Here is an 11451-nt window from a genome sequence, read left to right as displayed (position 1 = left end):
GATGCCCCGCCCCGCACCTTACGGACCTCGCCGCTGCCTTGCCCCTGCGGGCGTGACCCCGCGCTGCCCTCACACCGCCGCGTCCGCCGACTCCGCACTGTCCGTCGTGGGGATCTGGCCCTGCTTCGGGGCCCGGCCGGTGACCATCAGCCCGGCGACGAGAGCGGCCAGCAGCATCACCGCCGACCCCACCCCGATGGCGACGGTGAACCCGTGCACCACCCCGGCCTTCACGATCTGCTCCCGCAGCGCCGGGGTGAGGCCGGGGCCCGCGCTCCGGCGGGCCGCGTCCGCCAGCCGGTCCGCGATATACGCCGCACTCGTCGAGGTCGCGATCGTGTTCAGCAGCGCGGTACCGATCGAACCGCCCACCTGCTGTGCCGTGTTGACCGTCGCGGACGTGACGCCGGAGTCGCGCGGCGGCACCTCGGACGTGGCGGTCGCCAGCACCGGCATGAAGGTCAGCCCCATGCCGAGACCGACGAGAAGCATGGCCGGCAGCACATGCGAGACATATGCGGGCTCGGCCGTCAGGAACGTCAGCGTGAAGAGCCCCACGGAGGCGAGGACGGCGCCCGGGACCATCAGGAACCGGGGCGGGATCCGATGCAGCAGCCGCGCCGATATCTGCGTCGAGCCGACGACGATCGCCGCCACCATCGGCAGGAAGGCCACCCCGGTCCTGACCGGTGAATACCCGAGCACGGTCTGCAGGTAATAGGTCATGAACAGGAACATCCCGAACAGCGCGATGACCGCCAGCGCCATGGTCAGGAAGGCGCCCCCGCGATTCCGGTTGCGGACGATGCGCAAGGGCAGCAGGGGATGCCGCGCCCTCGTCTGCCACCACGCGAAGACACCCAGCAGCGCCACGCCCCCGACCAGCAACCCGATGACCAGCCCGTCCCCCCATCCCCGCGGCTCGGCTTCACTGCACCCGTAGACGATCGCGACCAGGCCGCCGCAGCCCAGCACCACCCCCGGAATGTCCAGGTGCACGCGCCCCCGCTCGGGCTTGTCGTGCAGAAATACGGCGGCACCGACGAAGGCGATCACGGCAATCGGGATATTCACATACAGGCACCAGCGCCAGTCCAGGTATTCGGTCAGCAGTCCGCCGGCGATCAATCCGATGGCCGCGCCCCCACCGGCAATGGCCCCGTAGATCCCGAAGGCCTTGCTCCGTTCCTTTCCGATGGTGAACGTCGTGGTCAGCAACGACAGCGCGGACGGCGCCAGCAGCGCCGCAAAGGCGCCCTGCAGCGCCCGCGCCCCGAACAGCAGCCCGGACCCTGTGGCAGCACCGCCCAGCCCCGACGCCACCGCGAACCCGACCAGCCCGATCATGAAGGTCTTCTTCCGCCCCACCAGGTCGGCGATCCGCCCGCCGAGCAGCAGCAGCCCGCCGAACGCGAGCGTGTACGCGGTGATCACCCACTGCCGGTTCGCATCCGACATCCCCAGATCCCGCTGAGCTGACGGCAGCGCGATATTCACGATGGTCGCGTCCAGCACCACCATCAACTGTGCAATCGCAATCACCACAAGCCCCCACCAGCGGCGCGGATCGGGCTCCGTCCGCGCGGCCCAACTGGGAGTACTGGCACGGGGAGGGGGAGCGGGGCCTCCCTCATGGCTCGCGTCACTCATCACGACCCGCCTTGCCTGGCTGGTACGGCCACCCCGGCCACCCCGCCGCCCACACGGGAGCAACCGGATCAAACGGAGCATTGCACCCATTCAGCCTAGGTAGCGGGGCGAGGGCTCGCCTCTTGTGGTGGGGGCGCGGGCGGGGCACGCCGCTCGTGGGGGCCGCTGTCGCGTGAAGGGGGTGAGGGGTGGTTCCTGCGGGCTCCTGCGGATTCCCGCGGTTTCCCGGCCGAGGGGATTCGAGGGCTTCCCGGGGTGTGCACACGACAGCGGCCGCGGTCGGGCCGGACGGGCCCGGCCGCGGCCGGTGAGGTGTCGTAAGGGGAGGAGCGGTCAGTTGTCCTTGATGACGCCCGCGGTGCGGGCCTCGGCGAGCCACTCGGGGAACTCGACCATCAGCTGCTGGTAGAGCTCGTCGTGGGAGAGGCTGCGCGGGTCGTGGCCGGCGGGGAAGAAGCCGGCGTTGTCGACGGCACGCTTCTCCGGGACGGCCAGGTCGTCGAGCTTGCGGAGGAAGTCGAAGCCCTTGGCGTCCGGGTCTCCGAAGCCGATGAACTGCCAGAAGATGGGGAGCCCGGCCGCCTCGCAGAGCGCCTTCTCGGCGGCCGGCTTGGAGGTCGGGGCGCCGTCGGTCTGGAAGATGACGAAGGCCGGGGCGGTGGAGCCGGACTTCTTGTAGTGCTCGACGACGGCGTTGATGGCCCAGTGGTAGTTCGTACGGCCCATGTGGCCGAGGCCGGCGTGCAGTTCCGCGATGCGGCCCTCGTAGTTGGTGAGGTCGATGTCGGCGGTGCCGTCGATGTCGGTGGAGAAGAAGATGATGGGGACGGTGGCGTCGTCGTCGAAGTGGGCGGAGAGGCCGAGGGCCTGCTCGGCGAGGTTCTGGACCGTGCCGTCCTTGTAGTAGTTACGCATCGAGCCGGAGCGGTCGAGGACCAGGTAGACGGCGGCGCGCTGGGTGGCGAGGCCGTGCTTGTCCAGGGTGGCGGCCGCGGACTTGTAGAGGCTGAGGAGCGCGGGGGGCGCGGTGGGGAGGGAGCCCGCGGACCCGGGCCGGTCCACTGCCTGCGGCTTCGCTTCGGCTTCGGCCTCCGGCTCGGCTGCGGGTTCCGGCTTCGCTTCCGGCTCGGGTGCGGCCTCCGGCTCTGCCGCCGTCTTGGCCTCGGCCTCGGCAACTGCCTGGTCCGCAGGCTCTGCGGCGACCTCTGCCACCGTCTCGGCCGTCGCCTCGGCCTCGGCAGGTGCCTTCGCCTCGGCCACCGGCTCCGGCTCGGCCACCGACTCCGCGGAATCAACGGCCGGCTCGGCGTCGGCCGCCGGTGCCTGGCTCGGGTTGTCGAAGGCCTGGCTCACGAGGTCGGAGACGGCGTCGGAGGAGGCCGGGGCGGCGGCCGTGGAGGCCTCTTCCGCGGGCTCGTCCTTGTCGTTGCCGCTGTCCGCGCGGGCCTTGTCCTCGGCGGCGTCCGCCTCGGGCTTCCCGGCCGTCACGGTCGCCTCGGCGGCCGACGGCTCAGTGGTGGCTTCCTCTGCGGTGGACGGCTCGGCCGTCGCGGCGGCATCGGCCGCAGCCTTGTCCTCCCGCGCCGCGGAGGTCTCCGCCGCCCGGTCTCCCCGGTCCGCCCGGCCGCCCTGTGCAGGCAGCGTCGCGGTCGTCGGAGCCGGGTCCGTGTCGGGAGTCTCCGTGGGGGCCGTCCGTGCGGCCGGGACCTCGGCCTCCGGAGCGGGCGTGGTGGCGGCCGGGGTGGACTCTTCGCGAGCCTCCGGGATGGTTGCGGACTCCGGCTTGTCGGCGCCGCTCGGGGCCGCGCCGGTTTCTTCACGGGTCGCCTTGGAGCGACCGAAAGCGTTGCGCAGCAGACTCCGAATGCCCATCGGCGAACCTCTCTTGCGGGTGGTGGGTGCGGCGTATGTCCGTGAAGCACAGACATGTCCCTGACCAGGACGGATACGTAAGGGTAGCGGCCGACACCGGCCTCATCGTGGGACCCCGCGCCTTGTGTGGTGGGCCATCCGGGGGTGTTGCGGAGGCAGCTGGTTTCAGCCGGTGCGGCCTGGGCGCGTTCGCCCTGCGTACGAGGTTGTTCGGCCGTCCGCACCGGCTCCCCGGCCGTCCACAAAACCTCCTCGCAGTCCGTACGAGCCTCCCCGACGGGACCTGCCAACTGCCCCGACGGTACGCATCGCCTGCCCCGACGGTACGCACCCCCCGCCCCGGACCTGCGCACCGGCTCCCCGGCCTGCGCTTCAAGCGCTGGGCAGCCATGACGGGCTGTCGGGGTGGCGACCGCCGGGGCCCGGCGCGGTGAGGTCAAGCAGTTCCTGACGGTGCCCACCAGGGCCGAGACCTGCGGGCCGATCGTGCAGGAGCGGAGGGTGAGGGTCGCCGTGCAGCATCCGGGTGAGGTGGACGGGGCGCGTGTGGAGAAGTCCGCGTCGCAATGGCCGGACGGGGAAGGTGAGTTGGTACGGCCTTCCGTGGTGAGTGTGTGGCGGGAGGACGGACGGGACATCGGGATGTGACCGACGCCGGGGGCTCGTGGGGCGGGGACCGCCTCCTCCGTCCCACGAGCCCTGTCCCGGCCGGGTGCCCCGGGCCCCGTCCCACATCACGCCGCGGAAACGATGTGGCAAGAGCTGGGTAAGAAGTAAGTCGTTCAGGTATCCGATGCGCAGGTGTGCCCGTCTTCTCCGGTGACCATTGTCCAGAGCCGCCCGTTGAGCCTTAGGCGGCCGGTAAGAAGGCAAGAACCCTTTCGAGGGTGACGGGAGATGTGGGCGCATGGGGCTGACCAGTCAGTCGCTCGAATACACGGTGATCGTGCTGGCGGTGCTCTGTGTCGCTGCCACGGTCCGGTTCTGGCCCCGGCTGTCGCGGCGCGGGGTGGGCGCCGTCCTGGGCAGACTGGGCGCCATCCTGGTCACCCAGGTGTCGATCGTGTGTGCACTCGCCCTCGCCGTGAACACGAACTTCGAGTTCTACGGCAACTGGGACGAGCTGCTGGGCAACAACGACAAGGCCCCGGTGTCCGTGAGCCAGGGCGGCGGTCAGTACGCCTCGGTCGGCAACATGAAGGCCGGCCTGGTCCAACCGGCCGGTCCGCAGGGCCTCGATCGGGTGAGCGGACTGCCCAAGGGGCCCGCGAACAGGGTGGGCAAGGTCGAGTCGGTACGGATCGTCGGCCGCCGTACGCGGGCCATCAACCCCGGCTTCGTCTATCTGCCGCCGCAGTACTTCCAGCAGCAGTTCCGCCGTCAGCGGTTCCCCGTCATGGTCGTCATCAGCGGCTACCCCGGCGGGATCATGAACCTGGCGCAGCACCTCCAGGTGCCGCAGAACGCGGGCCGGCTGATCGCGCAGGGCAGGATGCAGCCGACGGTGATCGTGATGGTCCGGCCGACGATCGCGCCGCCGCGCGACACCGAGTGTGTGGATGTGCCGGGCGGGCCGCAGGCCGAGACGTTCTTCACCAAGGATCTGCCGGACGCCATGAAGTCGGCCTATCGGGTGGGCCATGACCCCAGTGCCTGGGGCGCGTTCGGGTACTCGTCCGGTGGCACCTGCTCGCTGCAGCTGGCGATGCGGAACCCGAAGGCCTACACCTCGGCGGTCTCGCTCTCCGGTGACTACGCGATCAAGGACGATCTGACCACCGGCAGCCTCTTCGGGCCCGGCCCGACGGGCGCCCAGCGGGAGCGCGAGCACGATCTGCTGTGGCGGCTGAAGAACCTTCCCACGCCGCAGATCTCCGCGCTGGTCGCCAGCAGCCGTAAGGGCGAGGCGGATTACGGCGAGACCATGAAGTTCATCCATGCAGCGAAGTCGCCGATGACCGTCGACTCGATCATCCTGCCGCAGGGCAGCCACCAGTTCGCGACCTGGCGGCGCGAGGTCGGGCCGGCCCTGGAGTGGCAGAGCCAGCAGCTGACGTTCCCGCAGGACACGCAGGCGGTCGCTCCGCAGCGCAAGCCGGGCGCGGGAGCGGCGGGGAAGGGCGGCGCCCCGGGCCCGGGGCGGCAGACCGGACCGTCCAAGGCGCCGACGGCGTCCGACGACAAGGGACGCCGACGGGTGGAGGCGGAGCGCCCCCGGGGGTGAGCCGCACATGAGCCGAGCAGGGGCGCCGGAGCTGTCCGGCGCCCCTGTTGCCTGTGGTGAGGCGGTGGCGTGGGTGCCGTGAGGGCAGCCGTCGCCCCCGGCTACATGATTCGTCGGACCCCGGGTAACCGAACTTCCCATCGGCGCACTGCGCATCTCGCATACCGGGGAGTGACCTCATGGCGCATACGCAACAGGGCGATGAGGCGGCATGGTCACCCATGGCCGCGCGGGCCCCGCTGGCCGTCCGGATCCTTCTGCTGGTGCTGGCGTTCGCCGCGATGGTGGCCTTTGCGGTGGCGCTGGCGCGGGTCACGCTGACCCCGTCGGCGGCCTCGGTGCCGCTGACCCACCCCAACCTCCGCCCCGGTGACTCGATCCGGAGCTATCTGGCGCAGCCGCACTTGGCCGATACGGTCAAGCAGCTCGGCGGCAACGTCCTGCTGGGGCTGCCGTTCGGGGTGCTGCTGCCGGTGCTGGTGCCGCGGGCGCGCGGGCTGCTCCGGGTCGGGGTGGCGACGGCGTTGGTGATGCTGCTGGTGGAGCTGGTGCAGGGGGCGCTGATCACCGGCCGGGCGTTCGACATCGACGATGTGATCCTCAACTGTGCCGGCGCGCTGATCGGCTATCTGCTGCTGGGGTACCGGCTGGGCCGCGCGGTGCATCCGCGGCGCCGGCACTGGTGGCACCGGCTCAGCGGGAAGGGGGCGGCGGTGGGGCAGCCGAGGGCCTCCAAGGCGCCCGCCCCGTAGGAACCCCGTAGGGTGCCCGCCCCGTATACCCGTGCCGTGGCGTCCGCTGCGTGGCGCCCGTCCCGTGGCGTCCGCTCCGCGCCGGGCGCTACGGGCGGTAGACCATCCCCGGCTCCGGCTTCGCCGGGGAGAGCAGCTGGGAGACCGTGACGACCGTGTAGCCGCGCTTCTTCAGCTCCTTGAGGATCCCGGGGACGGCCGGCACGGTCCCCTTGTAGATGTCGTGCAGCAGGATGATGCCGTCGCGCTCGGTCTGGTCGAGCACCCGCTTGGTGATCAGGGCCGAGTCGTTGGTCTGGTAGTCCTTGGCGGTCACGCTCCACAGGACCTGCGCCAGGCCGAGCTCCTTGCTGATCTTGGACACCTCTTCGTCGGTCCGGCCCTGCGGCGGGCGCATCAGCCGGGGCTTCTTGCCGGTGATCTTGCGGACCGCCTCCTGCACGCGGGACAGCTCGCGCTTGGCCTCCCGCGGCTGGATGTCGGTCAGGATCTGGTGCGACCAGGTGTGGTTGGCCAGCTCATGGCCCTCGGCGTCGATCCGCTTCACCTCGGCGGGGCGCTTGTCGACGTGGTTCTCGCCGAGCATGAAGAAGGTCGCGTGCACCTTCTCCTTCTTGAGGATGTCCAGCAGCCGGTTGGTGTGCTCGCTGGGGCCCGCGTCGAAGGTGAGCGCGACGCACTTCGCCGTGCGGCAGTCGACGTCACCGCCCGCGCCGTTCCCGGCCGTGGTCTGCCCGCCGTCCTTCGCGTCCCCGTTCCTGCCGTCCCCGTTCTTCGCGTCCTCGGACGCGGCGAGCCGGGCGTCCTTCGCCTGGACGTCGGCCGCCGGGGCGTCGGCGCGGGCGTCGGCCGGGGCGGTGACGTCGTAGCTGGCGCAGCCGCTGAGGGTCAGGGCCAGGGTGGTGGCCGCCAGCAGCCCGGTTATGGACGTGTTGCGGGCCGCGGAATTCTGCTTCGGCATGCGGGTCTCTCTTCGGGCGTGGGCGGTGGGCAGTGAGCCCATGACCTGCGCTTTTTGCGCATGGCAAAGCCGACGCGTGGATGGCATCGCCGCGTCGCGCCGACCTTCGGTCACCCGGGTCGAACAGGCTCAGCTGGACTATACATAGGCAGTACACGCTGTGTGTATACGTGGGGTGTGTACGCGAGGTGGGGAGAGGAAGGGGGCGGGCGGAGCGGCCGTCGGCGGAGGCCGTCCGCGCCCACCCCGATCGGACGCGTCCGCCGCGACACCCCGCCCCCGCCGGGGTGGACTCGTACCGTGACCGCACCGCCGCCGGACGACTGCCTGGCCCGTAACGACTGGATCTGCGGCGACTACCTGAGCACCCGTCGGCAGATCCTGCTCGACGCGGTCGGCCAGCACATCCAGCTGACGGTGATCTCGGTGGCGCTCGGGCTGGTGATCGCGGTCCCGCTGGCGCTGCTGGCCCGCCGCAGGCGCTGGACGGTCGGACCGGTGCTCGGCATCACCACGGTCATCTACACCATCCCGTCGCTGGCGATGTTCTCGCTGCTGCTGCCGGTCTACGGGCTGTCCGCCACCCTCGTCGTGGTCGGCCTCGCCCTGTACTCCCTCACCCTGCTCGTACGGAACATCCTGGCGGGGCTGGACGGGGTCCCCGCCGAGGCCAAGGAGGCCGCCCGCGGCCTGGGGTACGGGCCGATGCGCCAACTGCTGGCCATCGAACTGCCGCTGGCCGTGCCGGCCGCGATGGCCGGGCTGCGGATCGCCACCGTCTCGGCCGTCGCGCTCACCACCGTCGGGGCGATCGTCGGGTACGGCGGGCTGGGCAACCTCATCTACGCCGGAATGAACTCCTTCTTCAAGGCGCAGGTGCTCACCGCGTCCGTGCTGTGCGTGCTCATCGCGATCGTCTTCGACCTGCTGCTGCTCGGCGCGGAACGGCTGCTCACCCCCTGGCGCCGGGCCGGACGCAAGGCGCGGGTGCGGACCCGGGCCGGCGGGGGAGCGAAGCGGCCGGCCACAGCCGCCGGGCGGCGGACATGAACACCCTCTCCGCGGTGTGGACCTGGCTGACCACGGCCGCCAACTGGTCCGGTGAGAACGGGGTCTGGCACCGTCTCGAACAGCACCTCGTGCTCACCTTCGCCTGCCTGGTCATCAGTGCCCTGATCGCACTGCCGGTCGCGCTGACCCTCGGCCATCTCGGCCGCGGTGGCGCGCTGGCCGTCAATCTCGCCAATATCGGCCGGGCGGTGCCGACCTTCGCCGTACTGGTCCTGCTTCTGCTGACGCCCATCGGACGGTACGGGCAGTGGCCGACGATCATCGCGCTGGTGCTGTTCGCCATTCCGCCGCTGCTGACCAATGCGTACGTCGGGATGCGCGAGGTGGACCAGAGCGTGGTGCGGGCCGCGCGGGGCATGGGGATGACCGGGACACAGCTGGTGTGGCGGGTCGAGGTGCCGCTCGCCTTTCCGCTCGTCGTGACCGGCATCCGGATCGCCGCGGTCCAGCTGGTGGCCACCGCCACGCTGGCCGCGCTGGTGGGCGGCGGCGGCCTCGGCCGGATCATCACCGCGGGATTCAACCTGGCCAGCACGCCTCAGGTGGTCGCCGGCGCGGTGCTGGTCGCGGTGTTCGCGCTGCTGATGGAGGCCGCCTTCGAGCTGGCGCAGCGGTTCGTGCCGGACTGGGCGCGGGGGCGGATCCGGTGAGAGCGGCTGCCGCGGCGCTTGCGGTCCTCACTGCCCTCGGGCTCTCGGCCTGCGCCGGCGGCCCCTCCCTGGAGACCCGCTCCGCGATCACCGCCTCCCCCGGCGACAGCCGCGATCTGGCCATCGGCTCGGCGGGCTTCACGGAGAGCGAGCTGCTCGCCCAGATGTATGCGGCGCTGCTCAGCCACGCCGGATACCGCACCCATGTCCTGACGGTCGGCAACCGTGAGCTGTACGAACCGGCCCTGGAGGCCGGGCAGATCGATGTGGTCCCCGAGTACGCCGCGACCTCCGCCGACTGGCTCAACGCCAAGGACAAGGGAGCCAAGGCGGCCCCGGTCGCCTCGCCGGACCGCGGTGCGACCATGGCCGCGCTGCGCCGGCTCGCCGGCCCCCGCGGTCTGACCGTGCTCCCGGCCGGCCGGGCCGTCGACCAGAACGCCTTCGCGGTGAGCGCCGCATTCGCCCGCAAGCACCATCTCAAGACCCTCAGCGACCTGGGCCGCGCCAAGCTGCCGGTGCGTCTGGCGGCGGGCGATGAGTGTGTGCAGCGGCCGTTCTGCGCGCCGGGGCTCAGGAAGCGGTACGGGATCAACATCACGGCCATCGATCCGAAGGGCGTCGGCACCACGCCGGCCAAACAGGCCGTACAGAACGGGCAGGACCAGATGGTGCTGACCACCAGCACCGATGCCACCCTCGACCAGTTCGGTCTGGTGCTGCTTGCCGACGACAAAAAACTCCAGAACGCCGACTACGTCGTCCCCGTCGTCAACCGCGCCCGCGCGGGCAGCGAACGGGTGGCCGCCGCCCTCAACCGCCTCAACAAGGTCCTGACCACCGCCGACCTGGCGCACCTCAACGAGCAGGTGGACAGCTGGCGGCGACTGCCGGCGGATGTGGCCCGCAACTACCTCCAGTCCAAAGGGCTGTTACCCAAGGGCTGACATCGGCCGGTGAGGGCGGGGCTGTTTCACGTGAAACGCCAGGCAGGCAGGGCGAGGCGTTTCACGTGGAACAGCCCCGGCCCACCCTGCGAGCTCACTCCGTAGGAACGGAATCCACCTCGGCCCGCTCCCGGGGTACTCCCCGTTCATCGGAGTCGATGGTGCGGCGCAGTGCCTCATGGAGCTTTGTCGGGGTGAGGACGCCCAGGAACCGGTGGCCGTCCAGGACCGCGGTCCAGCCGGCATCGTGTTTGAGCATCTCGCTGAAGGCCGCCTTGAGGGTGCCCGTCACCGGCACCCAGGCCTCCATCCGGCGGGCATGACCGGCAACCGTGCCCGCCACTCCCGCCAGCTCCTCCGTGCCCGCCCAGCCATGCAGTGCGCCGTCCTCGTCCAGCACCACCGCCCAGCGGGCGCCCTCGGCCCGCAGCCGTCTCGCGGCGTCCGCGGCGGGTTCGCCGAGCCCGACGAGTGGAGGGTGTTCGAGGTCGCCGATGTCGATACCGGTGACCGACAGTTGCTTCAACGCGCGGTCGGTACCGACGAATTCGGCGACGTAGGGGGTGGCGGGGGCGCCGAGGACGCTCGCGGGGGTGTCGTACTGCTCGATCCGTCCCTCCCCGTAGACCGCGATCCGGTCGCCGAGCCGGATGGCCTCCTCGATGTCATGGGTGACCAGCAGCACCGTCTTGTGCATGGTGGCTTGGAGCCGCAGAAACTCCTTCTGCAGCCGGTCGCGGACGACCGGGTCGACCGCACCGAACGGCTCGTCCATCAACAGCACCGGTGGATCGGCGGCGAGCGCACGGGCCACCCCGACCCGCTGCCGCTGGCCGCCGGAGAGCTGTTCGGGGTAGCGCGAGCCGTAGACCGCCGGGTCCAGGCCGACCAGCTCCAGGAATTCGGCGGCCCGCTCGCGTGCCGTGGCCTTCTTCCAGCCCGTCAGAAAGGGCACGGTGGCGGTGTTGTCGAGGACGGTGCGGTGGGGGAAGAGGCCGGTCTGCTGGATGACATAGCCGATCCGGCGGCGCAGTTCGACCGGGTCGACACCGGCGACGTCCGAGCCGTCGACATAGATCTGCCCGTGGGTGGGGTCGATGAGCCGGTTGACCATCATCATCGTCGTCGTCTTGCCGCAGCCGGACGGTCCGACCAGCGTCACCAGCTCACCCTCGCCGACCTCGAAGGAGAGGTCGTCGACGGCGGTGGTCCCGTCGGGGTAGCGCTTGGTGACGGACTCGAACCGGATCATTGAGCCATTGAATCCCGCGGCCCGCGAGCGGACCCGTCAGGCGGGCAATCGGGTGCGGACGGGGTTACGGGC

9 protein-coding genes and 1 pseudogene are annotated in these 11451 nt (G+C 71.0%); 6 read left to right on the top strand and 4 right to left on the bottom strand.

Annotated features, from left to right (window positions below; genetic code table 11):
• Positions 1-69 precede the first annotated feature (69 nt).
• Positions 70-1545, bottom strand: coding sequence for an MFS transporter (locus ACGFWI_RS26065; RefSeq protein ID WP_393908441.1), 1476 nt, complete (start codon positions 1543-1545; stop codon positions 70-72).
• A gap of 438 nt (positions 1546-1983) precedes the next feature.
• Positions 1984-3522 (bottom strand): VWA domain-containing protein, encoded by a 1539-nt coding sequence (locus ACGFWI_RS26060; RefSeq protein WP_393908440.1) that lies wholly within the window; start codon positions 3520-3522, stop codon positions 1984-1986.
• A 379-nt stretch (positions 3523-3901) separates the two neighbouring features.
• Between ACGFWI_RS26060 and ACGFWI_RS26055 the strand changes: the two are divergent.
• From ACGFWI_RS26055 to ACGFWI_RS26045, 3 genes and pseudogenes are all read left to right on the top strand, one after another.
• Positions 3902-4170: pseudogene (locus ACGFWI_RS26055) on the top strand (alkaline phosphatase PhoX); the annotation flags it as partial.
• Between the two features lie 259 nt (positions 4171-4429).
• On the top strand, positions 4430-5746 hold the full coding sequence (locus tag ACGFWI_RS26050; protein WP_393908439.1) for an alpha/beta hydrolase: 1317 nt from the start codon (positions 4430-4432) through the stop codon (positions 5744-5746).
• Positions 5747-5925: 179 nt separating this feature from the next.
• Positions 5926-6498, top strand: a complete 573-nt coding sequence (locus ACGFWI_RS26045; RefSeq protein WP_393908438.1) for a VanZ family protein — start codon at positions 5926-5928, stop codon at positions 6496-6498.
• Positions 6499-6586: 88 nt separating this feature from the next.
• Here the strand turns inward: ACGFWI_RS26045 and ACGFWI_RS26040 are convergent, their stop codons facing one another.
• Positions 6587-7459 (bottom strand): polysaccharide deacetylase family protein, encoded by an 873-nt coding sequence (locus ACGFWI_RS26040; RefSeq protein ID WP_393908437.1) that lies wholly within the window; start codon positions 7457-7459, stop codon positions 6587-6589.
• Positions 7460-7759: 300 nt separating this feature from the next.
• Here ACGFWI_RS26040 and ACGFWI_RS26035 point away from each other — a divergent pair, with 300 nt between their 5' ends.
• From ACGFWI_RS26035 to ACGFWI_RS26025, 3 genes are read left to right on the top strand one after another with little or no spacing between them, the layout of a single operon-like run.
• A complete protein-coding gene (locus tag ACGFWI_RS26035) occupies positions 7760-8509 on the top strand; it encodes an ABC transporter permease (RefSeq protein ID WP_393908436.1) in 750 nt (249 codons plus the stop codon).
• Positions 8506-9180 (top strand): ABC transporter permease, encoded by a 675-nt coding sequence (locus ACGFWI_RS26030; protein ID WP_393908435.1) that lies wholly within the window; start codon positions 8506-8508, stop codon positions 9178-9180. The genes ACGFWI_RS26035 and ACGFWI_RS26030 overlap by 4 nt, the downstream gene beginning before the upstream one ends.
• The gene (locus tag ACGFWI_RS26025; RefSeq protein ID WP_393908434.1) at positions 9177-10127 is read left to right on the top strand and encodes an ABC transporter substrate-binding protein; all 951 of its coding nucleotides are present in this window, start codon (positions 9177-9179) and stop codon (positions 10125-10127) included. The genes ACGFWI_RS26030 and ACGFWI_RS26025 overlap by 4 nt, the downstream gene beginning before the upstream one ends.
• Before the next feature lie 94 nt (positions 10128-10221).
• Here ACGFWI_RS26025 and ACGFWI_RS26020 read toward each other — a convergent pair whose 3' ends face one another.
• Positions 10222-11379, bottom strand: coding sequence for an ABC transporter ATP-binding protein (locus tag ACGFWI_RS26020; protein ID WP_393908433.1), 1158 nt, complete (start codon positions 11377-11379; stop codon positions 10222-10224).
• Between the last annotated feature and the right edge of the window lie 72 nt (positions 11380-11451).

The sequence above is a fragment of the Streptomyces sp. NPDC048434 genome (genome assembly GCF_043200375.1).
GTDB lineage: Bacteria > Actinomycetota > Actinomycetes > Streptomycetales > Streptomycetaceae > Streptomyces.
Note: the sequence above shows the minus strand (reverse complement) of the source record. Positions and strands in the feature narration are given on the sequence as shown.

Bases quoted from the DNA above. Each gene is read 5' to 3' on its own strand.
- ACGFWI_RS26060 (WP_393908440.1), bottom strand. From the start codon at position 3,522: ATGGGCATTCGGAGTCTGCTGCGCAACGCTTTCGGTCGCTCCAAGGCG.
- ACGFWI_RS26050 (WP_393908439.1), top strand. From the start codon at position 4,430: ATGGGGCTGACCAGTCAGTCGCTCGAATACACGGTGATCGTGCTGGCG.
- ACGFWI_RS26045 (WP_393908438.1), top strand. From the start codon at position 5,926: ATGGCGCATACGCAACAGGGCGATGAGGCGGCATGGTCACCCATGGCC.
- ACGFWI_RS26040 (WP_393908437.1), bottom strand. From the start codon at position 7,459: ATGCCGAAGCAGAATTCCGCGGCCCGCAACACGTCCATAACCGGGCTG.
- ACGFWI_RS26030 (WP_393908435.1), top strand. From the start codon at position 8,506: ATGAACACCCTCTCCGCGGTGTGGACCTGGCTGACCACGGCCGCCAAC.
- ACGFWI_RS26020 (WP_393908433.1), bottom strand. From the start codon at position 11,379: ATGATCCGGTTCGAGTCCGTCACCAAGCGCTACCCCGACGGGACCACC.